This window comes from Amycolatopsis sp. NPDC051716, from assembly GCF_040681595.1.
Taxonomy (GTDB): Bacteria; Actinomycetota; Actinomycetes; order Mycobacteriales; family Pseudonocardiaceae; genus Amycolatopsis.
In genome coordinates, this window is sequence record NZ_JBFAZA010000018.1 from 24,034 (window position 1) to 45,864 (window position 21,831).

The 21,831-nt window shown below is 70.1% G+C and carries 22 protein-coding genes; 13 read left to right on the forward strand and 9 right to left on the reverse strand.

From position 1 onward, the window contains the following. The first annotated feature begins 12 nt into the window (after positions 1-12). The 3 genes from AB0M30_RS24625 to AB0M30_RS24635 are packed head-to-tail and all read left to right on the forward strand — an operon-like array spanning position 13 to position 2,406. The gene (locus tag AB0M30_RS24625; protein WP_364587665.1) at positions 13-762 is read left to right on the forward strand and encodes a hypothetical protein; all 750 of its coding nucleotides are present in this window, start codon (positions 13-15) and stop codon (positions 760-762) included. Next, positions 759-1,373, forward strand: a complete 615-nt coding sequence (gene dcd, locus AB0M30_RS24630; protein ID WP_364587667.1) for a dCTP deaminase — start codon at positions 759-761, stop codon at positions 1,371-1,373. The genes AB0M30_RS24625 and dcd overlap by 4 nt, the downstream gene beginning before the upstream one ends. Continuing rightward, positions 1,357-2,406, forward strand: a complete 1,050-nt coding sequence (locus AB0M30_RS24635) for a thiamine-phosphate kinase (RefSeq protein WP_364587670.1) — start codon at positions 1,357-1,359, stop codon at positions 2,404-2,406. Before dcd ends, AB0M30_RS24635 begins: the two co-directional genes overlap by 17 nt. Here the strand turns inward: AB0M30_RS24635 and AB0M30_RS24640 are convergent. The 4 genes from AB0M30_RS24640 to AB0M30_RS24655 form a co-directional block, all read right to left on the reverse strand. Continuing rightward, positions 2,403-3,026: a hypothetical protein gene (locus AB0M30_RS24640; protein WP_364587673.1), complete on the reverse strand. Its 624-nt coding sequence runs from the start codon at positions 3,024-3,026 to the stop codon at positions 2,403-2,405. The two genes, AB0M30_RS24635 and AB0M30_RS24640, sit on opposite strands and share 4 nt — an antisense overlap. After that, on the reverse strand, positions 3,023-3,295 hold the full coding sequence (locus AB0M30_RS24645) for a hypothetical protein (protein WP_364587676.1): 273 nt from the start codon (positions 3,293-3,295) through the stop codon (positions 3,023-3,025). Before AB0M30_RS24645 ends, AB0M30_RS24640 begins: the two co-directional genes overlap by 4 nt. Before the next feature lie 78 nt (positions 3,296-3,373). Next, the gene (locus AB0M30_RS24650; RefSeq protein ID WP_364587678.1) at positions 3,374-4,036 is read right to left on the reverse strand and encodes a Crp/Fnr family transcriptional regulator; all 663 of its coding nucleotides are present in this window, start codon (positions 4,034-4,036) and stop codon (positions 3,374-3,376) included. Between the two features lie 27 nt (positions 4,037-4,063). Continuing rightward, positions 4,064-4,642 carry a hypothetical protein gene (locus AB0M30_RS24655; protein ID WP_364587680.1) on the reverse strand — a complete coding sequence of 193 codons (579 nt, stop codon included), beginning with the start codon at positions 4,640-4,642 and terminating at the stop codon, positions 4,064-4,066. A 289-nt stretch (positions 4,643-4,931) separates the two neighbouring features. On the opposite strand from AB0M30_RS24655, the gene AB0M30_RS24660 reads away from it, so the two are divergent. Further along, a complete protein-coding gene (locus AB0M30_RS24660; RefSeq protein ID WP_364587682.1) occupies positions 4,932-5,981 on the forward strand; it encodes a helix-turn-helix transcriptional regulator in 1,050 nt (349 codons plus the stop codon). Between the two features lie 290 nt (positions 5,982-6,271). Continuing rightward, complete coding sequence (locus AB0M30_RS24665; RefSeq protein ID WP_364587684.1) at positions 6,272-7,111, forward strand: hypothetical protein; 840 nt, start codon at positions 6,272-6,274, stop codon at positions 7,109-7,111. Here the strand turns inward: AB0M30_RS24665 and AB0M30_RS24670 are convergent. The 3 genes from AB0M30_RS24670 to AB0M30_RS24680 form a co-directional block, all read right to left on the reverse strand. Then, complete coding sequence (locus AB0M30_RS24670) at positions 7,095-7,646, reverse strand: GNAT family N-acetyltransferase (RefSeq protein WP_364587687.1); 552 nt, start codon at positions 7,644-7,646, stop codon at positions 7,095-7,097. The genes AB0M30_RS24665 and AB0M30_RS24670 overlap by 17 nt on opposite strands. Positions 7,647-7,725: 79 nt before the next feature. Then, entirely contained in the window at positions 7,726-9,603 is a 1,878-nt protein-coding gene (locus tag AB0M30_RS24675; RefSeq protein WP_364587689.1) for a glycosyltransferase family 39 protein, read from the reverse strand. A gap of 4 nt (positions 9,604-9,607) precedes the next feature. After that, positions 9,608-11,143: an ATP-binding protein gene (locus AB0M30_RS24680; protein WP_364587692.1), complete on the reverse strand. Its 1,536-nt coding sequence runs from the start codon at positions 11,141-11,143 to the stop codon at positions 9,608-9,610. Positions 11,144-11,331: 188 nt separating this feature from the next. Here AB0M30_RS24680 and AB0M30_RS24685 point away from each other — a divergent pair, with 188 nt between their 5' ends. Continuing rightward, positions 11,332-11,901, forward strand: coding sequence for a hypothetical protein (locus AB0M30_RS24685; protein WP_364587695.1), 570 nt, complete (start codon positions 11,332-11,334; stop codon positions 11,899-11,901). Positions 11,902-11,922: 21 nt separating this feature from the next. Here AB0M30_RS24685 and AB0M30_RS24690 read toward each other — a convergent pair whose 3' ends face one another. After that, positions 11,923-14,034: a fatty acid desaturase gene (locus AB0M30_RS24690; RefSeq protein ID WP_364587698.1), complete on the reverse strand. Its 2,112-nt coding sequence runs from the start codon at positions 14,032-14,034 to the stop codon at positions 11,923-11,925. 138 nt (positions 14,035-14,172) lie between these two features. Here AB0M30_RS24690 and AB0M30_RS24695 point away from each other — a divergent pair, with 138 nt between their 5' ends. From AB0M30_RS24695 to AB0M30_RS24725, 7 genes are all read left to right on the forward strand, one after another. After that, the gene (locus AB0M30_RS24695) at positions 14,173-14,763 is read left to right on the forward strand and encodes a TetR family transcriptional regulator (RefSeq protein ID WP_364587702.1); all 591 of its coding nucleotides are present in this window, start codon (positions 14,173-14,175) and stop codon (positions 14,761-14,763) included. A 130-nt stretch (positions 14,764-14,893) separates the two neighbouring features. Then, entirely contained in the window at positions 14,894-16,285 is a 1,392-nt protein-coding gene (gene tig / locus AB0M30_RS24700; RefSeq protein ID WP_364587705.1) for a trigger factor, read from the forward strand. Positions 16,286-16,423: 138 nt separating this feature from the next. Further along, on the forward strand, positions 16,424-17,029 hold the full coding sequence (locus AB0M30_RS24705; protein WP_013228512.1) for an ATP-dependent Clp protease proteolytic subunit: 606 nt from the start codon (positions 16,424-16,426) through the stop codon (positions 17,027-17,029). Between the two features lie 25 nt (positions 17,030-17,054). Further along, entirely contained in the window at positions 17,055-17,711 is a 657-nt protein-coding gene (locus tag AB0M30_RS24710; RefSeq protein ID WP_364587708.1) for an ATP-dependent Clp protease proteolytic subunit, read from the forward strand. Positions 17,712-17,944: 233 nt separating this feature from the next. Then, positions 17,945-19,240: an ATP-dependent Clp protease ATP-binding subunit ClpX gene (gene clpX, locus AB0M30_RS24715; RefSeq protein ID WP_004562779.1), complete on the forward strand. Its 1,296-nt coding sequence runs from the start codon at positions 17,945-17,947 to the stop codon at positions 19,238-19,240. Between the two features lie 50 nt (positions 19,241-19,290). After that, positions 19,291-19,701 (forward strand): hypothetical protein, encoded by a 411-nt coding sequence (locus tag AB0M30_RS24720; protein ID WP_364587711.1) that lies wholly within the window; start codon positions 19,291-19,293, stop codon positions 19,699-19,701. 53 nt (positions 19,702-19,754) lie between these two features. Next, positions 19,755-20,675, forward strand: coding sequence for an anti-sigma factor RsbA family regulatory protein (locus tag AB0M30_RS24725; RefSeq protein ID WP_364587714.1), 921 nt, complete (start codon positions 19,755-19,757; stop codon positions 20,673-20,675). Positions 20,676-20,806: 131 nt separating this feature from the next. Here the strand turns inward: AB0M30_RS24725 and AB0M30_RS24730 are convergent, their stop codons facing one another. Next, positions 20,807-21,760, reverse strand: coding sequence for an alpha/beta hydrolase-fold protein (locus AB0M30_RS24730; RefSeq protein WP_364587717.1), 954 nt, complete (start codon positions 21,758-21,760; stop codon positions 20,807-20,809). Positions 21,761-21,831 lie beyond the last annotated feature (71 nt).

Here is a 21,831-nt window from a genome sequence, read left to right on the forward strand (position 1 = left end):
GACCCTCTCCCGATGAGCACGACACCGAGGGTCGTCGCCGACGACCACGTCTTCCCACGACAGCTCGCGAAAGCCTTGCGTGGCTGCGAGTCCCAGCCCGGGCTGACCGAGCTGGCGGCGGCAGCCGAGCACGTGCGCGCCGACCGTGGTGCGTTCGCCGCGTGGCTGCGCGACCTGGCCGCCGCCGACGCGGCGGTCGCCGAGATCGCGAAACGCTCGTACTGGCATCCCAACGGCTTCGCGAAGATCGTCCTCCACGCCGGTATAGAGCCGGAGTTCCGCGTCCGCCTGCACGTCTGGCCGCGCAGCGAAACACCGTCCCGCGGGGAATCCAACCCGCACAGCCACCGCTGGGAGTTCGCCTCGCACGTGCTGGTGGGGACCGGGATGCACATGGTCGAGTTCGCGGAGACGGCCGAGGGCGGCAAGCCCTTCCGGCGGTACCGCTACGGCACGGACCCCGCGAATCCATCCGCCCTGACCGCCGACGGTGAGGCGCGGCTCAAGCGCCGGGCGGTTCCGCACGTCCAGGGTGGTGACGTCTACACCTGCGACACGGAGATCGTGCACACGGTGCGGCCGATCGACGCCGGGCTCACCGCCACGGTCGTGATCCAGGGACCCCGGCGGACACCCACCACGGTCGTCTACTGCGAGCCCGGGGAAAGCGACGACCAGCCCAACTTCGATCTCACCGAAGCCGACTTCCACGAGCTCGTGACCGCTGTGCGGGCGAGCCTGGCCGGCGAGGTCGCGTCATGAGGTTCGGGGAGAGGGCGGACCAGGCCCGGAAACGGAGCCGGCCGGGCATTCTGACCGACCGGGCGATCCGGCGCGCCCTCGGTGCCGGCGAGCTGAGGGTGGATCCGTTCGATCCCGCGTTGGTGCGGCCGGCCGCGCTCAGCCTGCGGCTGGGCCACGAGGCGTTCAGCCTGGTGACCACCGGCCCGGTGGACGTCGCGGACCGTTCGACCCACCCCGAGCTCGTCCCGAAGGAGCCGGACGGACGCGGGCGGCTGACCGTCGAGCCGGGGGAGGTGGTGCTCGCCCCGACGCTGGAAAAGATCGGCCTGTCCGGGAACTTGGCCGGCCTCGTCGACGGCACCAGCGACTACGCGAGGCTCGGGATCAGCGTGGTGCTGTGCGGGCAAGTCAGTCCCGGCTTCGGCCACGAGACCGGCGCAGTGCTCACCCTGGAGATCGTCAACCACCTCCGGCACCCGGTGCTGTTGTATCCCGGAGTGCGCATCTGCAACTTGATGCTGTTCGCCTCCACCGGGAGCGAGCTGTCCTACGGCACCATGCCGCACAATTATTCGAGTGACCACGCGGTCGTCGCATCCCGATTGGCGGATCATGTCCGATACCACTGAGAAGTGCCTCGGCGACCTGGGCGAGCGCGGCATCCAGGAACACGTCCTGCGGCCGCGTTACGGCGGCACGGAAGGCTTCGGCGACGACAGCGCCCTTCTCGGGGCGGTGAACGCACCGAGCGAACTCGTGGCGACGACCGACAGTTGCCCGACGCCGTTGGTCAATCTCCTGCGCGAGCCCGACCTGTACCACGCGGGCTGGCTGCTGGCCACGATCAACCTGTCGGACCTCGCCGCGGCCGGGGCCGAGCCGCTGGGGCTCGTCGTCAACTACACGCTGCCGAAATCGACCACGGTCGGGGCCTTCGAGCGGCTGCTCGACGGCGTCGACGACTGCTGCGCCGCGCACGACACCAAGGTCGTCGGAGGCGACATCCGGGACGGTGCCGTGACGCAGCTGACGGCCACCGCGATCGGCCGGTGCGTTCCGGGCAGCAGGCTCCGGCGATCCGGCGCTGTCGCCGGGGACCGCCTGCTGCTGGTCGGATCCCCCGGCTACCTCTGGGCCGCGGCCCTGCTGGAGACGGGCCAGGCGACTCTCCCGGAGCCGGGCCGCTCGGACGTCTGGGAGCGCGCCTGCCGGCCGATGGCCCAGCTGAAGGCCGGGCGGCTGCTGGCTGCCTCCGGACTCGCGCGGGCGGCGATGGACGTTTCCGACGGCCTGTTCGCGACGGTCCGCACCCTCTGTGAAGCGAATGGCCTCGGTGCGTCCGTCGCCGAAGAGTGCACCCTCGACGAACGGCCGGCTTCGGTGGCCCGGCAGTGCGGGTTGACGCCGTTCGCCCTCGCCCAGACCTGGGGCGACTGGGGCCTCGTCGTCGCGGTCCGGGCCGAGGACGTCGAGGTGGCCACCAAGACCCTGCGCGAAGAAGGCGTCGCGACGCAGGAGATCGGGACACTCACGTCCGGCGGTGAGCTCACGAGGGGAACGACTCCCTGGCAGGGGATCGCCCAAGAGCGGTTCTCGGCCAGTTCCTGGCACGGCGGCGAACTGTCCACATTGATCACCGACGTGCTGGGCGTGCCCGCTTAGCTGTGCGCGCGCAGCGGAACCACGTTGCTCGGGACCTGTGCCCGGCTCGGTTCCCGCGGGCCGCCGGTCGGGCTGATGGTCAGCGTCACGAGGCTCGCGTACTTCGGGTGGCGGTCGACGTAGACGGCCGGGACGGAACACGCCGCGGCCAAGGCGGTGCGCCGGCGGTGCAACGGCTCGAACGCCTCGCGCCCGAACAGGGAAACGACGATGTCACCGCCGCGCGGCCGCGACCACAGGATCGCCGGACGCCGGCCACCGGGCAGCCGGAGCAGGGGGAACACCGCGCGCAGCCGGTGCTGGAGCCGGACGGCCTGGATCCGGTCCCGCACCCGGTCGCGCCGCACCACGGCCAGCCCGAGCGCGGTGGCGAGCACCGCCGATGTCCACAGTGGACCTGACCACAGTGCGAACGTCACCAAGGCGTAGGGAAGCAGTGTCACCGCCAGGATTTCCCAGCGCCAGTGGTAGAGCCGAACGGCGAACGATGCCTGCCTGCGGGTCATTTCCGTGCTCCTTCCGGTGATCCGGCGGCGGAGGATGCCGCCGAGGTGGCGCAAGAGACGTCCGGCGCCGACGCCCAGTACGAGGGTCGTGACGATCGCCAGGCCGGGTGTCATGTCGGGATCCGGGTTTTCGGGGCGGGCTCGGGCGGGAGGTCCCGGTCGCGGCCGAGCTGCCAGGTCCAGCGCCACCCGGCCCAGATCGCGACGACGGATCCCAGCAGGATCAGGACAAAGGCCTGTCCGACCAGTCCATCGAGCGGCGCGAGCCGCAACAGCACCAGCAGGGCCCACAACTGGGACGCGGTGAACGGGATCACGAGCCCGGCCGCGTAGACGCCCCGGCGCCAGCGGCTGCGGCCCGGTGCGGTGGTGTGAAGATCCATGAATGCCCTCCTCCTCAGGGATCCAGCAAACCTCCGGTTCGCGCGGGAGTCTGTGTCATCCGGCACAAAGCACGAGATTCACCGCGCCAGCCGCCGAAGTTCAGCCGGGCGGTGGATCGTCACCCGCCTCCGGCTGGTGGTGATGACGCCGCGACGCCGGAGTTCCCGGGTCGCACGCGCCCAAGATTCACGAGACAGCGCCACGGTCATCGCCAGTTCCGCTTGGGTCGCGGGCACGGTGATCTCGACCGATCCGTTGCGGTGCACACCCAGCTGCACGGCGAGCAGCACGAGCTGCGCCGCGACGCGGCGGATCGGAGATCCGCCGGTCACCTCCAGCCACTGACGGCCGGCGCCTCGCAGACGCGCGCTCAACACGAGGACGAGCGCCCAGGAAATCCGCGCATCCCGTTGGCACAGCGCCACGAACCGGCTGCCGGGAACCTCCAGGGCTTCGACGGCCACCAGCGCCTCCACGGTCGCCGACCGCGTCTGGTCATCGATCGCGGCCAGCTCGCCGACGATGTCACCGGCCCGGCGCACACCTACGAAGACTTCGCGCCCATCAGGGGTCACACTCGTGACCCGCACATGTCCGGACAGCAGCATCAGCACGCTTCTGGTCGGATCGCCTTCGAGGCAGAGCCGGTCGGCGGGGCGGAAGAACCGCCGGGTGGCCGCCGCATCCAGCGTCTCGCGGCCGTCTTTGCCCAGCAGGGCGCGGAACCCGTGGTTTTCCATGGCGTGCCACCTCCCCTCGTGGCTCGGCTATGCGGTCAGGCTTTGTCCTGGTGCTCTTGCCTCGGGCGTGTAGAGCCAGCCGCGCAGCCGTTCTTCGCCGAGCTTGAAATGGACGGCACGCGTAAAGGCGCTGCGATCGATTCCGGGGTAGCCGTGTCGCACGACCGACCGGTGGATCTCCTGGGAGACCGCCAATGCGAGCGGCTCGGTGGTCTCGCACAGGCGGCGCTTGAGCTCGGGAGAGTCGACGAGCCGGCAGGCGATGTCGACGTCCTCGCCGTAGGAGGTGCGGGCATCGCGGTGCACCTCACCGGCGTGCAGGGCGACGCGCAACCGGAAGGCGAGCTCGGGCCGGGATTCGGCGTGCTTGACGAGGAGCTCCGCGAGCCTCGGAACCACGGCGGTGAGCAGGAGCGTCTTGGGCAGCTGATCGTGCGGCCGGATCAGGCAGAGAGCCCCGTCTCCGCGGTCGACGAACTTGTCTCGGTGCTTCTGGCCGATCCTTCCGGCCGCGAGGGCTTCGTCAAGCAGCTCGTAGAGGGCCGTCCGAAGCTGAGTGCGCACCGAGTTCGTCGTCTGGGTCGACCCTTCGATGTCGACCGCCATGATGGCCCGGTGCCGGGGTATGTCAGCTGAGTTGTCCATGGCCCGCTCCCTGCCTTCAGATCAAAACTGAAGTTCAGTCAACTTGACTGTAGGGCTCTGTAATGCCCGTGGACAACCGGAGACATGCTGGTCGTTACCCGTTCGGTGCTTTGGGTATTCCGCTTTCGTGTAAGGTTCAGCGCCTACCGCGGCGGGTCGGCTTGTGGCGGCACGGGTAGGCAAGAGTAAACTTCTTGCTCTTACCTACCTCTACTGAACTACACTGAACTCCCCTGAAGGGTGGCCAATCATGTCCCCAGCGGAGCCGCGGCCTGCGCTTGCGCGCCGTCTGCGCGCGCTGAGGGAAGATGCGGGCCTCACCCAGGCTCAGCTCGCCCAAGCCCTCGGCCGGGCGAAGCCGCTCAGTACCGGGCTCATCTCGTCCTGGGAGAACACCCAAAGACCGGTCACCCCGCCGCTCCCGCGGTTGAACGCATACGCAACACTGTTCGCCAGCCCCTTGAACATGGACGGCGACACCGTCCTCCCCGTCGAGCAGTTGACGGACGAAGAGCAAGTACGCCGCAAGAACCTGCTGGCCGAGTTGCTCTGGCTGCGTGACGGACGAGAGACCGTCGAGTCCGCTACGGCTCGGACGGACTTCTGGCAGTTCGGGACGGACGAGAACATCACCATCGTCTGCGCCCAGCTCCCGGAGAGATACCGGCAGCATCTCACCTACGCGGACCCCGAGAACGCCGACTATGTCTTGCTGTACACGTACGCCGACCCAGACGCATTGATCGAGCTGTTCGGTCACATCCGGTCACGAAATCCTGATAGCGGTGTCAAGTTTCTGACTGCGGGAGAGCTGAAGGCCGACGACTACACGGCCCATCTGGTCCTGCTCGGCGGCGTGGACTGGAACACCGTGACGAAGGATGTGATCGAGCGCGTCGACCTACCGGTGGAGCAGGTCAGCCGCAACGCGGAACCGGAGAACAACGGTTTCCGTGTAGAACATAACGGCCAGGCCCGGCTGTTCGCGCCACGGCTTGACAAAGGTGGGCATCTGCTGGAAGACGTAGCGCACTTCTACCGAGGGGTGAGTCCGTTCAACCCGCGGCGCACCGTTACCGTGTGCAACGGCATGTACGGTCGCGGCACGCTTGGCGCAGTGCGGGCCCTCACTGACGCCCGGTTCCGTGATGAAAACTGGGCATACCTACAGGATCGCTTCGGCGACGCCGAAACCTTCAGTGTCATCAGCCGTGTGCCCGTCGTCGGCGGGCAAGGGCTCACCCCAGACTGGACTGTTGAGGAGAACAGGTTGCACGAGTGGCCCGAGGCGGGCGCATAATGCCGCGGCAGCACGTTACGCACCGCCATCTGCTGACTCGGGTAGACGCCCGGAGCACCCCGCCGGCGAAGCTGGATGCGATCATTGTGCCGAATGGCCGTCCACCAGCTTATCTAAGGCAAGCCATTGACGCGGCGACGCTCCTAGGTGCGCACCTGTTGTTATTGTGCAGCTTGCGAGCCGACGCCCCCAACGCTGCCCTCCTGGCAAGCCGTGCCGGCGCTCGGGTCACAGCGATTGACGTCCGGCGATTGCCCGCGTGGGGTATACCCGCGTTCCAGACTGATCGGTTGCTTCGCCACTCCCGGTACAAACGGAAGGTCGACACCAGCCTGAAGCGGAACCTGGGGCTGTCCATCGCGGCTCTCGCCGGGTGGAGGCGGATCCTCTTCCTCGATGACGACATCGATTTGCCCGACCTGGAAGATCTCAGTGTGGCGGCGGGGGCGCTCGCCGAACACGCGGTCGTCGGGCTTGAGAACGATGGTATGCCGGACAACTCCGTCGTCTGTCACGCACTCCGAGACATCGGTGTCGACCAGGCCACCTTCATCGGCGGTGGCGCGCTCGCCGTCGGTGAGGACGCGTACGATTCGTTCTTTCCCAACATCTACAACGAGGACTGGTTCTTCCTGCTGGACGGCATGGGGTTGCGACCATCGGCTGTTACCGGCCTGGCGACGCAAAAGCCCTATGATCCCTACCGCGACGCCGATCGCGCCCGTGGCGAAGAATTAGGGGACACTCTCGCTGAAGGCGTGTACGGCTTGCTGGACAGTGGTCTCGGTCTTGGGGATGCTGACGAGAAGTACTGGCGCGCTTTCCTGCCTGACCGGAGGCGGATCATTCGCCACACCCTTGAACGCGTGGAATCGTCGACGATCGAACCGGCGCAGAAGGGGCGCATGATCACCGCGTTGAAAGCGGCAATCGGGCGCAGCCACCTCATCGAGCCGGAGCTCTGTGTCGATTACCTGCGCGCCTGGCAGACGGACAACGTCAACTGGTGCAGCCACATCCGCGAGTCCCGCCAAGATGTCGTGGGATTAGAAGGTGCGCTTGCAAGCCTCGGCATCGACCGCGACCGCATCCATCGGGGTGTCAAGCCCCGGGTCAGCATCGGCGTGTAGCGCCGATCGAACGGATTCTTTGCTCCGGCATGGCCGGCGCGAGGTCCTTGACAAAGACGTGACACAGCTCGGCGTCCTCTTGGACCCGGCCATCCGGCGAAGTCGTCCGCGCATAGCAGACGACCTCGCCGTGGCCCCAGTCCGTATATCCCAGCCGACGGTACAGTCGCGCCGCTCGGATGTTGTCGGTCCGGACCGCCAGCGCGACGCGCTCGTACCCTTCTTCCGACAAGTAATGCTCGACTGTGGCGACCAGTGCGCTCCCGATGCCGCGGTTGCGCAGCTCGCTGTGTACCTCGAGATGGGTCAACAACGGTACGCCGAACAGGTGCCTGCGGATCGGCTCCTCTTCCGCCCGCTCCAGCCACAGGTAGACGTCTCCGGCCGGGCGGTCGCCCAGCCAGGCGACGAACAGTGCGCCCAGGCCGTTTCGCTGCCGGTGCAGCCGGTCGATGAAGAATCCGTGGTCGCCCAAGGCGCTCGCGAACGGAAACACATCATCTGCACGGGCCGGCCTGAAGTAGGGCTCGGTCACGGCAGGCACTCCTGTTCGCCGGGGCACCACCATTTTGCCGGACGCGACAGCTCTTTGACCAGGGAACTTTCGTCGCTACTCACACGGTCGCGGTGAGATCGTACGCCGCCACACCGTCCACAGTAGACGCCTGATACCGCGAAGCAACCCACTCGGCGATCTGCTGGGCCGCGTCGGAACCGCTGTTGCCCTGCATCGACATACCCTCACCGAGGAAGTAGTGGATCTGCCCACTCGCCACGTACTCCTGGAACTGCGCCAGCGTCGGATACGGATCCGTCCCGTTGAACCCGCCCACCGCCATCACCGGCGCACCACTGGCCAGCTGGTAGCCCGCTGCGGCGTTCGACAGCACCGTGGCGGCCGTCCAGGTGTACTTCGAGGCGTCCTGCCGGAGCAACGCCGTGAGCGAAGCGCCAGGCATCGTCGTCGAAAGCAGCGAACCGGGGCCGCCGCCACGACCGCCGCCGAAGCCGCCGGGGCCACCGAAGCCACGGCCGCCACCGAAGCCGGATGACGGTCCCGCCGACGGAATGGCACCACTATGCGTCACCGCCGCCGTCGCCAGCGTGTACGCCCCCGTGCCGGACAGCACCACCACCATCGAAAAGATCGCCACGAACGAAGCCGCCCAGCGGGTCAGGTGGGTGGCGAAGAACAGCGCCACCGCCGCCAGCAGGCCGCCCACCAGGATCGTCGGGGCCAGCCACGGCTGCCACGACGACCCCGAAAGCAGCAGGTACGTCGTCAGGGCCGTCAACGCCACCCCGCCACTCAGCAGCCCGGACGCCGCGGGGCGCGAGCGCAGGCGCCACAGCTGGACCGCCGCCGTTCCGACCAGCGCCGCCACCGCCGGGGCCAAAGCGACCGTGTAGTACGGGTGGATGATGCCGCCCATGTAGCTGAACACCAGCGCCGTCACCAGCAGCCAGCCGCCCCACAGCAACAGCGCTGCCCGGGACGGGTCGGTGCGTGGGGCGCGGCGGGTGAACCACAGCCCCGCTCCCAGCGCCAGCAGCGCCGCCGGCAGCAGCCAGGCGATGCCGCCCGCCATCTCGCTGCCGAACAGCCTCGTCAGGCCCGTCGAACCCCAGCCGCGGCCGGCGCCGCCGCCGACGCTGCCCACCTCGTTGCCCGTGATGCGGCCGAAACCGTTGTAGCCGAAGATCAATTCCCACAGCGAATTCGTCTGCGAGCCGCCGATGTACGGCCGCGAAGCCGCCGGCCACAACGCGACCACCGCCAGGTACCAGGCCGCCGCCACCAGCACCGAGACCAGCGCGCCGAGCAGGTGCAGCAGCCGCTTGCCCAGGGACACCGGGGCGGCGACCAGGTAAGCGATACCGAACGCGGGCAGCACCAGGAACGCCTGCAGCATCTTCGCCAGGAACCCGAAGCCGACCGCGGCACCGGCCAGCGCGAGCCAGCGCGGGCTCGCCTTCTCGCACGCGCGCACCACGCAGTACGCGCCCGCCACCAGGAGCAGCACCAGCAGCGCGTCCGGGTTGTTGAACCGGAACATCAGCGCCGCGACCGGGGTCAGGGCCAGCACCAGGCCCGCGACGAGCCCGGCCGCCGGGCCGGACGAGCGGCGGACGGTCGCGTACAGCAGCCAGACCGAGCCCACGCCCATCAGGGCCTGCGGCACCAGGATGCTCCACGCGTTCACGCCGAACAGCCGCGCCGACAGGCTCATCACCCAGAGCGCGGCCGGGGTCTTGTCGACGGTGATCGCGTTCGCCGCGTCGCTGGAGCCGAAGAACAGTGCCTTCCAGCTCTGCGAGCCCGCCTGCGCGGCCGCGGAGTAGAAGGCGTTGGCCCAGCCGGAGGCGCTCAGGCCCCACAGGTAGAGCACCGCGGTGCCGAGCAGGAGGGCGGCCAAAGTGGGCCGGTGCCACGAACGGCGACCGGGAGCTGAAGAGGTCACGACGGTTTCGCGTGACGCGAGAGCGGTCATGAGCTCAGCTTGCGGTGTCCAGCTGGGGCCGGGTTGTGCCGAGCCTGTGCACGCGCTGTGCGGGCACGGCCACGGGGAGCCGCACCGCGAACTCCGTCCGCCCGGGCCGGCTGTGCGCCTCGATCGAGCCGTGGTGGGCGACGACGACGGCGGAGGCGATCGCCATCCCGAGCCCGGTGCTGCCGGCGTGGCGGGAGCGCGACGAGTCACCGCGGGCGAACCGCTCGAAGACGTCCGGCAGCAGGTCCGGCGCGATGCCGGGGCCGTCGTCGGTCACCGTGAGCACCGCGCTGCCGTCAGCCGAGCGGGCCAGCGCCGTCACCACCGTGGTGCCCGGCGGGGTGTGCGTGCGGGCGTTGGCCAGCAGGTTCGCCAGCACCTGGTGCAGGCGCTGGACGTCGCCGAACACGAGCACCGGGTCCGGCGGCAGCTCGAGCAGCCACCGGTGCCCGGGCCCGGCGACCCGGGCGTCCCCGACCGCGTCGGCGACCAGCCTGGTGAGGTCGACGTCGCGCGCGTCCAGGGGACGGCCCGCGTCGAGCCGGGCGAGCAGCAGCAGGTCCTCGACCAGCGCCGTCATCCGGACGGACTCGGACTGGATCCGGTCCATCGAGTGCGCGACGTCCGGCGGCACCAGCGCGCTGCCGCGGGCGGCCAGCTCGGCGTACCCGCGGATCGCGGCCAGCGGCGTGCGCAGCTCGTGGCTGGCGTCCGCGACGAACTGCCGGGCCCGGAGTTCGCTGCCGTGCCGCGCTTCGAGGGCCTGGGCGACGTGGCCGAGCATCAGGTTCAGCGCCGAGCCGACCTGGCCGACCTCGGTCCGCGGGTCGGTGTCGCCCTCCGGGACGCGGATGGACAGCGCCACCTGGCCGCGGTCGAGCGGCAGCTCGCTGACGCGGCCCGCGGTCGCCGCGACGCGGTCGAGCGGGCGCAGCGTGCGGCGGACCGCGAACGCACCGAGGACGGCCGCCCCGAGCACGCCCGCGGCGGCCACGCCGAACAGGATCAGCCCGACGGTGAGCAGGGTGTCGTTGACCGGCTTCATCGGCAGGCCGGTCACCACGACATCGGACGTCCCGGGAACCCGCAGCGCCATCAGGCGGTACTCGCCGAGGTCGTCGAAGGACAGCGTGTGCGGCTCGCCGTCGGTGGGCACCGAGAGCATGAGGGTCTGCTGGTCCGCGCTCAGTTCGAGCCGGCCGCCGTGCTCGGAGATGCTGTCGTCGTGGACGAGCCGCCGGCCCGAGAAGGTGGCGCTCACCGTGCCGACGTTCTGCCCGAGCGGGTGCTGGCCCAGGCTCTCCGGCGGCGGACCGCCGTCCGGCGGCCGGACGTTGCTCGCGAAGACCAGCGAGCGGTTCGCCGCGGCCGAGAGCTGCTGGTCGATCTGGCGGGTGAGGAACACGTCGAGCGCGAACTCGCTGACCACCCCGATGATCAGGCACACCACGGTGAGCAGCACGACCACCGAGCCGGTCAGCTTCGCGCGCAGCGAAAGGCGCCCCCGGCGGGGGCGGGACGGGATGGTTCGCGCGGCCATGGAACCAGCGTCCGTCCGTGCCGTGTGTGCGGGTTGTGTGCTGCCTGTGAGGCGGCTGTGGGGTGACCGGCCCGTCGCCGATGTCCGGTTCCTCCGGTCACAGGAACGGCTGACGACAGGCACAGTGCGCACACAGCGAGGGGCTCCACCGTGGATCGCACCGAAGGACCACGTGAAGGAGCACCACCATGACCACACCACAGGCACCGTCCACTCCGGACCAGACGTGGGGCGCGACGCCGGCACCGGACCAGGCCCCCCAGCCGGGCTGGTCGCCGGGCAAGAAGATCGCGGCGGGCGCCGTCGCGGTGGTGATCGTGGCCGGCGGGGGAGCGGCGGTCTGGGCCGCTTCGTCGTCGGCGGCCACCGACACCCAGGCCGGACCGGGCGGTATGACGGGCGGCCCCGGCGGCATGCCGGGCGGCGGCGGTCTGGGCGCGGCGCTGCACGGTGAGTACGTGTCGTCCGACGGCAACGGCGGCTACGTCACGAAGATCATGCAGACGGGCGAGGTGACGGAGCTGAGCGCGACGTCCCTGACCGCGAAGAGCGACGACGGCTTTTCGAAGACGTACACGATCACGTCGGCCCAGGCGACCGGCCTGGCGACGGGCGACACGGTCACGGTGGTGGCCACGGAGTCCGGCAGCACGGCGACGGCGACCTCGGTGACGGACGGCGAGGCGGGCGGCCAAGGCCAGGCGCCGGGCGGCGGCCAGGGGACACCGCCCTCCGGCGCCCCGACCCGGACCGGCTGACCCCGCCGGCGGCTCCGGAGGTCAGCGGCGGTCGTAGTCGACCGCGACCTCCGGGGTGGTCGCGCGGGAGCGGCACGTCAGGATCCGGCTCGCCGCGACGTCGTCCTCGGTCAGCGCGTACCGGACGTCCATGTCCACCTGGCCGTGCAGCAGCGTCGCCCGGCAGGTGCCGCACGCGCCGCCGGTGCACGAGTACGGCACCTCGTACCCGGCCCGCAACGCCGCGTCCAGGACCGTCTCCCCGGCTTCGGCCGTGACGCACGTCGTCGTGCCGCCCAGCGTCAGCGCCACCTTCGCCGGCGTGCCCGCCGGGTCGCGCAGGGGCGCCGCGCCGCGGAAGAGTTCGAAGTGGACGTTCTCCTCCGGGACGTCCGCGTCGGCCAGGGTGCGGCGGGCCAGTTCCGTCAGGCCGCGCGGCCCGCACAGGAACCACTCGTCGACCTTCGCCGGGTGCAGCCGGTTCTGCAGCAGCGCGCGCAGCCGCGTCCCGTCGAGCCGCCCGCGCTGGTAGCGCTCGTGGGAGATGGCGAGCGCCTCGCCGACGGCGTCGAAGTGCCGCGGCCGGTGCACGTGCAGGTCCGGGTCGCGCTCGTCGGTTCGGTAGTGGACGACGTGCAGCCGGCCGCCGAACCCTTCGGCGAGCGCGCTCAGCTCCGCCGCGAACAACGTCGTCGCGCCCGAGGTGTTGACGTACAGCAGCGTCGCCCGGCTGTGCGGCTCCGCGGTGAGGGTGCTGACCAGGATGGACAGCACCGGCGTGATGCCGCTGCCCGCGGCCAGCGCGACGTAGTGCGCGGTCCGCGCCGGATCGGGGGTGAGCGTGAACGCGCCGGAGGGTGGCAGGACGTCGAGGAAGTCGCCCGCGGCCAGCCTCGTGGTCGCGAAGCCGGAGAACGCCCCGCCGGCCCGCCGCTTCACCGCGATGCGCAGCTCGCCCGAGTCCGCCGGCGCGCAGATCGAGTACGTCCGCCGCACGGCCTGGCCGTCGACCACCGCGCGGACCGCCACGTGCTGACCCGGCGCGAACCGGAACTCCGGCGCCAGCTGCGGCGGGACGTCGAAGGTGATCGCGACGGCGTCCGCGGTCAGCGGCCGGACCTCCCGGACCCGCAGCCGGTGGAACCGGCTGGGGCCGCGCGGGGGCGGCTCGGGGCACGGCTCGTGGTCGCCGAAGTCGTCGGCCAGCCGCCGCCACGCGCGGTACTCCGCCGGTGTCAGCTCCCGGCCCCACGCCGTGATGATCGGGACGTCGCGGGCCAGGTACGCGTCCCGGTTGTCCCGCCACGCCCGCAGGTAGCGGTAGAACGGCACGGCGGGGTGGAGGTGGTGCACCAGGTGGTAGTTCTGGAACAGCATCATCGGCGTCACCAGCCACTCCAGCCCCACCCGCACCCGCGTGGTGCCGAACTTGTCGCGCGGCTTCGCCTCGGGGAGGCCGTGGTGGGGCAGCCAGTCGAACCACCACGCCAGCAGGGCCAGCCCGATCCGCTGCGGCAGCAGGTACCCCAGCAGCAGTTCCCGGCCGTGCCCGCAGGCGATCAGCACCGCGGCCGCGACGAACGCCAGCGACAGCAGCACGACCGTCTCCGCCCGCTCCGGCGCCGGGCGGGTGCGCACGCGGGCGGTGTAGAAGCGCGCGTACCAGAGGTCGATGGTGAGCCAGCGGAACGGCAGCGACCACCAGGCTCCCTGCGACGTCCACGCGTCGGGATCCGTATGCGAGTCCGCGTTCGTGTTGCGGTGGTGTTCACTGTGGATGAACCGGAGCAGCGGGAACGAGGCGTACGCCGCGACGAACGGCATCGCCAGCCGGCCGAGCACCTCGTTGACCCATGTCAGCTTCCCTGCGGCGTGGTGGGCGGATTCGTGCACCACGGTGAACATCGTGAAGGTGACGATCGCGTGCAGGGGCACGGTGTACACCGGCGGCGCGATTCCGGCCAGCAGCAGCCAGGTCGAGGTGACCCACAGCGCGGCACCGCCGGCGAACAACAAGAGCGTCGGCACCGACAGTCGGGGCAGCGGGATGCGGGGCGAGGGCACCGAGCGCGGGGCCGGCGCGGCGTCCACCGGCCCCGACGGGGAGGATCCGGACGTCCGGGAGCCGCGCGGCGGGGTATCGACGACGGGCATCGAGCGGTCTCCTCGGTCGAGAAGCTCCTGGCGAGGCGGGAGTCACCGTAGACAACCCGCCGGGGTTTGTAAACGTTGCGCCACGCTTCGAAAAAAGGTCCCGGCCAGCCGAACGCAAGCGGTGGGTAAGCTGAGCATGTGAAGGCTGTCACCCATCCCGCCCCGGCGCGCACCCGGGACCGGCTGCTGGACGCGGCGGCCGCCCTCATCGCCGGCGAGGGCTGGGCCGCGGTGACGATGGGCAAGCTGGCCGCGGACGTCGGCGTCAGCAGGCAGACCGTCTACAACGAACTCGGCTCGAAGGCCGAACTGGCCGAAGCGTTGCTGCTGCGCGAAACCGAGCGCTTCGCCGAGCGGGTGGGCGAGGTCGTCGCCGCCCACCCGGGCCGTCCCGTCGACGGCGTCACCGCCGCGTTCCGCCAGACCCTCGAAGCCGCCCGGGTCAACCCGCTGCTGCTGATCGCGCTGGGCTGCCCGAAGGGCGGCCGGGACGACTTCCTCCCGCTGCTGACCACCCGCCCCGAGGGCGTGCTCGAGCGCTCGGTCGACACCGTGGCGGTCCTGTTCGCCCGGTGCTACCCGGAGGCCGGGCTGACCCTGTCGGAGTGGACGGTCGCGGTCGAGGCCATCGTCCGGCTGCTGCTCTCCCACCTCGTGCAGCCGAGCGGGTCGGTGGCGCACGCGACCGGCCAGATGCGCTGGGTGATCGGCCGGATGCTGGGCGCCTGACGCCGCAGGTGGCCCCCGGCCCGGTGGCGGAGGCCACTGGCCTAGACTCGGACGTCCCGGCCTGACAGGTGAGGCGGGGCCATTTCCGCAGGATTGTCCACCACAATCGTTACCGCTCGAGGAGAAGACCTTGAAGAGCACCGTCGAGCAGCTGAGCCCGACGCGAGTCAAGATCAATGTCGAGGTGCCGTTCGACGAGTTGAAGCCGAACTTCGACCGCGCCTACCGCAAGATCGCCCAGCAGGTGCGCATCCCGGGCTTCCGGCCCGGCAAGGCGCCCGCTCGCGTCCTGGAAAGCCGGATCGGGCGTGGCCCGGTGCTCGACGAGGTCGTCAACGAGGCCATCCCGGCCAAGTACATCGAGGCCGTCCGCGCCAACGAGGTCCGCACGCTCGGCAACCCCGAGTTCGACGTGACCAAGCTCGAGGACCGCGACGTGCTCGAGTTCACCGCCGAGGTCGACGTGCGCCCGGAGATCGAGCTGCCCGACATGGACGGCTTCGCGATCACCGTCGACGACGTCGAGCTGACCGACGCGGAGGTCGACGAGCAGCTCGACGAGCTGCGCGCCCGCTTCGGCACGCTGACCGGCGTCGAGCGCCCGGCCGAGACCGGCGACTTCGTCTCGATCGACCTGGCCGCCACCGTCGACGGCGAGGCCGTCGAGGAGGCGAGCACCAGCGGGCTGTCCTACGAGATCGGCTCCGGCCAGCTCGTCGACGGCATCGACGAGGCCATCGTGGGCGCGAACGCCGGCGAGACCAAGACGTTCACCACCCAGCTCGTCGCCGGTGAGCACGCCGGCAAGGACGCCGAGGTGACCGTGACGGTCCAGTCGGTCAAGCAGCGCGAGCTGCCCGAGGCCGACGACGAATTCGCCCAGATGGCGAGCGAGTTCGACACGATCGACGAGCTCAAGAACGACCTGCGCGAGCGGCTCGGCCGCGTCAAGAAGATGCAGCAGGGCGTCCAGGCCCGCGACAAGGTGCTCGACGAGCTCCTGGAGCGCACCGAGGTGCCGATCCCGGAGAAGGTGCTCGACGCCGAGATCGAGAACCGCAAGCACGACGCGATCCACCCGTTCGACCACGACGAGGCCCAGTTCGCGCAGGCCCTCGAGGCCGAGGGCCGCACGCTCGAGGAGTTCGACGCGGAGACCCGCACCGAGTCGGAGAAGGCCGTCCGCACGCAGCTGCTGCTCGACACCATCGCCGACAAGGAAGAGGTGTCGGTCAACGACGGCGAGCTCACCGAGCGGATCATCTACCAGGCCCAGCGCTTCGGGATCAGCCCGGACGAGTACGTCCAGCGCGCCCAGCAGTCGGGCCAGCTGACCGCGATCTACGCCGACGTCCGCCGCGGCAAGGCCCTCGCCTCGGTCGTCCGGAAGACGACCGTGACCGACGGCTCCGGCGCCGAGGTGGACCTCTCGGAGCTGTTCGGCAGCGACGAGCCGCCCGCCGACGTGGCCACCGAGGAGACGCCGGTCACCGACGAAACGGCCAAGACTCCGGCGGAGTGAAGCTGTGAGCGAACTTGGGCGGTGTCAGGCATTCTGCACCGCCCAAGTTCGTTAGGGTCGGATACAAGATCTCAAGCATCTGAAACGACAGCGGCGGCCGTCAGCACCGGGTCGCCGCCGGCGAAAAGGCAGGCAGACGTGACGCAGCACACGCCCGAGGCGCGGACCGGTACCGCAGGGCTCACCCTCACCGACTCGGTGTTCGAGCGGTTGCTCCAGGAGCGCATCGTCGTCCTCGGTTCCGAGGTCAACGACGAGATCGCCAACCGGATCACCGCGCAGCTGTTGCTGCTCGACGCGGACGACGCCGAGTCCGACATCCGCTTCTACATCAACTCGCCGGGTGGCTCGGTCACCGCCGGGTTCGCCATCTACGACACCATGCAGCTGATCCGCCCGGACGTGGCGACCTACGCGATGGGCATGGCGGCCTCGATGGGGCAGTTCCTGCTCTCCTCGGGCACGCCGGGCAAGCGCTACGCGCTCCCGCACGCCCGCATCCTGATGCACCAGCCCTCGGCCGGCGTCGGCGGCACGGCGTCGGACATCGCCATCCAGGCGGATCTGTTCAACAAGTGGAAGCGCGAACTGGCGCAGATCACCGCGGACCAGACCGGCCAGACGGTCGAGCAGATCATCAAGGACGGCGACCGCGACCGCTGGTTCACCGCGCAGGAGGCGAAGGACTACGGCTTCGTGGACCACGTCCTCACCGCCGACATCGCCCGTCCGGGCTCCCGCTGAGCCCGCAGCACCAAGGAGACTTTCGATGAGCAACTTCAGGCTCCCGGGTGATGACTTCCGGGCTCCGAACATCCCCCAGTCGCGGTACATCCTGCCGTCCTACGTCGAGCGCACCAGCTACGGCGTCAAGGAGTCGAACCCGTACAACAAGCTGTACGAAGAGCGGGTCATCTTCCTCGGCGTGCAGGTGGACGACGCGTCGGCCAACGACGTGATGGCCCAGCTGCTGCACCTCGAGCACGAGGACCCGGACCGCGACATCCTGGTCTACATCAACTCGCCGGGTGGCTCGTTCACCTCGCTGATGGCGATCTACGACACCATGCAGTTCGTCCGCCCGGACATCCAGACGTACTGCCTCGGCCAGGCCGCTTCGGCCGCCGCGGTGCTGCTGGCGGCCGGCACGCCGGGCAAGCGCTACGCGCTGCCGAACTCGCGCGTGCTGATCCACCAGCCGGCCACCGAGGGCACCTACGGCCAGGTCTCCGACCTGGAGATCCAGGCCAACGAGATCCAGCGGGTGCGGCGCCAGATGGAGGTCATCCTGGCCAAGCACACGAACAAGGACCCGGACCAGATCCGGACCGACATCGAGCGCGACAAGATCCTGACGGCCGAGGAGGCCAAGACGTACGGCATCATCGACGAGGTGCTGCCGTACCGCAAGGCCTCGGCTCTGTAGCCGGATCCGCCAGGCCGGTGTGTGTCGAGAAGACGACATACACCGGCATCCTGGTTTAGGGTCGTCCTCTGACGTGCTCCCCGGGTTCATGGGTGTTCCCGCCCGCGGCATCGGACGGGTACCGTCAGTGGCAATGCGTGAGGCTCCGCTCGGTCACCCCTGACCGGGGGTCGCACCGTCGCAACACACGTCAGGCGCGGAAACCCGCGCCGGAGGGGACGAGGTCAACGGCCATGGCACGGATCGGTGACGGCGGAGACCTGCTGAAGTGTTCTTTCTGCGGGAAGAGCCAGAAGCAGGTGAAGAAGCTCATTGCCGGCCCCGGGGTCTACATCTGCGATGAGTGCATCGACCTCTGCAATGAGATCATCGAGGAGGAGCTGGCCGAGGCCGGCGACGTCAAGCTCGACGAGCTGCCCAAGCCCGCCGACATCCACGAGTTCCTCGAGCAGTACATCATCGGTCAGGAAGACGCCAAGCGGACGCTGGCGGTGGCGGTCTACAACCACTACAAGCGGATCCAGGCGGACGACAAGGCCGGCCCGAAGGACTCCAAGGAGGAGTCGGTCGAGCTCGCCAAGTCGAACATCCTGATGCTCGGTCCCACCGGGTGCGGCAAGACCTACCTGGCGCAGACGCTCGCGAAGCTGCTCAACGTGCCGTTCGCCATCGCGGACGCCACGGCGCTGACCGAAGCGGGCTACGTCGGCGAGGACGTCGAAAACATCCTGCTCAAGCTCATCCAGGCGGCGGACTACGACGTCAAGCGGGCCGAGACCGGGATCATCTACATCGACGAGGTCGACAAGATCGCCCGCAAGAGCGAGAACCCGTCGATCACCCGGGACGTCTCCGGCGAGGGTGTCCAGCAGGCGCTGCTGAAGATCCTCGAGGGCACCACCGCTTCGGTCCCGCCGCAGGGCGGCCGCAAGCACCCGCACCAGGAGTTCATCCAGATCGACACGACGAACGTGCTGTTCATCGTGGCCGGCGCGTTCGCCGGACTGGAGAAGATCATCAACGAGCGGGTCGGCAAGCGTGGCCTCGGCTTCGGTGCGGAGATCCGCACCAAGTCCGAGATCGAGGAGAGCGACGTCTTCTCGGACACCATGCCCGAGGACCTGATCAAGTTCGGGCTGATCCCGGAGTTCATCGGCCGGCTCCCGGTCGTGGCGACGGTGAACCACCTGGACAAGGACTCGCTGGTCAACATCCTCACCCAGCCCCGCAACGCCCTGGTGAAGCAGTACAAGAAGCTCTTCGAGATGGACAACGTCGAGCTCGAGTTCACCAAGACCGCGCTCGAGGCCATCGCCGACCAGGCGGTCCTGCGCGGGACCGGTGCTCGCGGGCTGCGGGCGATCATGGAAGAAGTGCTCCAGCCGGTGATGTACGACATCCCGAGCCGCGACGACGTGGCGAAGGTCGTCATCACCGAGCAGACCGTCCGGGAGAACGTGAACCCGACGATCGTCGCCCGGCAGCCGACGCGGCGCGCGCGCAGCGAGCGCGGCGAGAAGTCGGCCTGACGCCGGGCGTCTCCGGGCCGCCCGGCCCGGAGACCCGACAGGAAAGCTGAATGACTGCTGACTCCTTCCCGGGTTCCGGGGCCGCTCCCGCCGGCGGCGTGCAAGCGCCGGCGCCGCCGGCCCCGGAACCCGCCAGGACCACCCCGGCCGGTCCGGTCCTGGGGTTTCGTGAGCTGAGCGAGCGCGTGATCGCGTCCGTCGCCGAGCGGTGCCCGTGGCTGCACCGGGTGCTGATGGGCATGCTGGCCGTGTTCACCGGTACGTGCGTCGTCGCCGTCGTGTCCCGGCTCTCGCCGTTGCCGCTGATCCCGGTGCCGTTGTTCGTCGTAGCGGCGTACGGGCTGCGGCAGGCCCGCGGGGTGACCGAGCGGCGTCGGCTGTTCAACTGGGTCCTGCTGTTCGCACTGGCGACCATCGTCGGCTTCTGGCTGATCGCCGTCGTCGGCCGCTGGGTGGAGTGAATTCCCGACGTCCGTAGGGTTTGAAGAGCTCGCCGGTCGGGTATGAAACTGCTGTGGTAGATGCCCTCAGACCGTTCCGGCATCCCGCACTCTTCTATCGCGGCGACACCGAGTATCTGGACGGTGTCATCCCGTTCCTCCTCGAAGGTCTCGACCGGGGTGAGCCCGCGGCCGTCGCCGTCCCCGGCCGCAATCTGCTGCTGATCGAGAAGGCCCTGGAAGACCGGGCCGGCGACGTCCGCCTGATCGACATGCAGCGGGCGGGCCGCAACCCCGGTGCCATCCTGCCGTCGGTGCTGCACGCGTTCGCCGGCGAGCACGCCGGCCCGGTGCGCATCGTGGGCGAGCCGATCTGGGCCGCCCGCACGGACTCGGAGTACCCGGCGTGCGTGGTGCACGAAGCCCTCATCAACAACGCCTTCGCCGGGCGTGACCTGGCGGTGCTCTGCCCGTACGACGTCGGGGAGCTGCCGCCGGCGGTCCTGGCCGACGCCGAGCGGACCCACCCGGAGCTGTGGGGCCTGGCCGGGCCGTTCACCAGCCCGCGCTTCGACCCCGACGGCGTCCGCGCGGACTTCACACGGCCGCTCGAGCCACCACGGGGTGCGGTCGAGCGCCGGTTCGACATCGGGCAGCTGGCGTCGCTACGCGGCTTCTCGGAGATCTGGGCGGCCCGGCACGGCCTGCGCCGCCCCCGCCGCGACGACTTCGCGCTGGCGATCGCCGAGCTGACGACGAACAGCGTGCTCTACGGCGGCGGCACCGGCGTGCTGCGGCTGTGGGCGGAGGCGTCGCAGGTGGTCGGCGAGGTCAGCGACGACGGCACGATCGCCGAGCCACTGGCCGGCCGCATCCCACCCGCGGCGACCACCCTGGGCGGCCGCGGCCTGCTGCTGGTCAACCGCCTGGCCGACCTGGTCCGCACGTACTGGGTCCCGGGCCGCACGACCACCCGCATCCACTTCACCCGCTGACCCCGTACCCGGAGGGTCGGCCTGCGTATCTGGAAGGTCGGCCTGCGTCCCTGGAGGGTCGGCCGGCGAACCGACCCTCCGGGTACGCGAACCGACCGGCTGGGTACGCGACCCGACCCTCCGGGTACGGGTCAGTCGGCGCGGGGGACGTGCTTGCCGAGGAAGCTGATCAGGCTGGGCACCACCGTGCGGTTGAACGGGTCGCCGTGCTTGCCGTGGGCGGTGTGCGCGACCGCCGGGTGGGCCGCGTCGATGTAGCGGCGGACGCCGGTGATGAACGAGTCCTCCGTGCCGCACCAGATGCCGTTGGCCACGCTCTTGGTCTCGTCGATGTGCCGCAGCGGGTCGAGGGCCGTCCAGTCCTGGATGCCGGTGAAGATGTGCCGTTTCGCCATCTCCGGCCACGACGTGATCAGCGCCGGGGCCAGCGTCGCGACGGCGGCGGGCGGCTGGCGCCGCTCGATCCGGCGGCGCGTGTACACCAGCGCGCCGAACCCGCCCATCGACATGCCCGTGCAGGCGAACGGCTGCCCGGCCGGGCCGGCGAAGCCGCGGGCCCGCAGCCACTGCGGGACCTCCTCCAGCAGCATGGCCATCGGGTCGTCGCCGGGGTGGACCTGGTGCCAGTAGTTGTCGCCGCCGTCGACGGCCACGAAGCCGAACGCCGGGACCGCCTTGCGGGCGACGTCGCTGGCGAGCTGCTTGAGCGTGCCGGTGGGTACCGCGCTGCGGGCGTTGCCGTGCAGGCCGTGCAGCGCGAGCGACATCGGCAGCCCCTTCGGCGGGGTCTTCGACGGCAGGATGAACACCAGGTCGACCATCCGGCCGCGCGCGGCGGAGTAGACGCGCTCGACGCGCGTGCTGCCCAGCTGGGTCGTCGGGTTCGACGACGTCACGCCGACCGTCCGCTGCAGGGCCTGGCTGAACGGCAGCTTGCCGGTCGCGGTGCCGACGGCCAGCCCGGTCACGGCCAGCCCGGACGCGCCCGCGATCAGCACCGACCGGCGGCTGAGCCACCGCCGGGCCCCCTGGACCGCCTCGACGACCGCCCCGCCCGGTTCCGCGTCCCCGTTTTGCTCGTTCACCCTGTCTCCATCCCCCTGCCCCCTCATCAAGGACGCCGCGCACCCGCTCCGCGTTCCCCGGCGTCCCCGTT

What these genes read in the sequence shown, in the direction of transcription:
- AB0M30_RS24680 (WP_364587692.1), bottom strand. Translation starts at nt 11,143, where the DNA reads ATGGCCGCGCGAACCATCCCGTCCCGCCCCCGCCGGGGGCGCCTTTCG.
- AB0M30_RS24710 (WP_364587708.1), top strand. Translation starts at nt 17,055, where the DNA reads ATGAGCAACTTCAGGCTCCCGGGTGATGACTTCCGGGCTCCGAACATC.
- clpX (WP_004562779.1), top strand. Translation starts at nt 17,945, where the DNA reads ATGGCACGGATCGGTGACGGCGGAGACCTGCTGAAGTGTTCTTTCTGC.
- AB0M30_RS24625 (WP_364587665.1), top strand. Translation starts at nt 13, where the DNA reads ATGAGCACGACACCGAGGGTCGTCGCCGACGACCACGTCTTCCCACGA.
- AB0M30_RS24675 (WP_364587689.1), bottom strand. Translation starts at nt 9,603, where the DNA reads ATGACCGCTCTCGCGTCACGCGAAACCGTCGTGACCTCTTCAGCTCCC.
- AB0M30_RS24720 (WP_364587711.1), top strand. Translation starts at nt 19,291, where the DNA reads ATGACTGCTGACTCCTTCCCGGGTTCCGGGGCCGCTCCCGCCGGCGGC.
- AB0M30_RS24690 (WP_364587698.1), bottom strand. Translation starts at nt 14,034, where the DNA reads ATGCCCGTCGTCGATACCCCGCCGCGCGGCTCCCGGACGTCCGGATCC.
- dcd (WP_364587667.1), top strand. Translation starts at nt 759, where the DNA reads ATGAGGTTCGGGGAGAGGGCGGACCAGGCCCGGAAACGGAGCCGGCCG.
- AB0M30_RS24640 (WP_364587673.1), bottom strand. Translation starts at nt 3,026, where the DNA reads ATGACACCCGGCCTGGCGATCGTCACGACCCTCGTACTGGGCGTCGGC.
- AB0M30_RS24645 (WP_364587676.1), bottom strand. Translation starts at nt 3,295, where the DNA reads ATGGATCTTCACACCACCGCACCGGGCCGCAGCCGCTGGCGCCGGGGC.
- AB0M30_RS24655 (WP_364587680.1), bottom strand. Translation starts at nt 4,642, where the DNA reads ATGGCGGTCGACATCGAAGGGTCGACCCAGACGACGAACTCGGTGCGC.
- AB0M30_RS24685 (WP_364587695.1), top strand. Translation starts at nt 11,332, where the DNA reads ATGACCACACCACAGGCACCGTCCACTCCGGACCAGACGTGGGGCGCG.
- AB0M30_RS24635 (WP_364587670.1), top strand. Translation starts at nt 1,357, where the DNA reads ATGTCCGATACCACTGAGAAGTGCCTCGGCGACCTGGGCGAGCGCGGC.
- AB0M30_RS24660 (WP_364587682.1), top strand. Translation starts at nt 4,932, where the DNA reads ATGTCCCCAGCGGAGCCGCGGCCTGCGCTTGCGCGCCGTCTGCGCGCG.
- AB0M30_RS24650 (WP_364587678.1), bottom strand. Translation starts at nt 4,036, where the DNA reads ATGGAAAACCACGGGTTCCGCGCCCTGCTGGGCAAAGACGGCCGCGAG.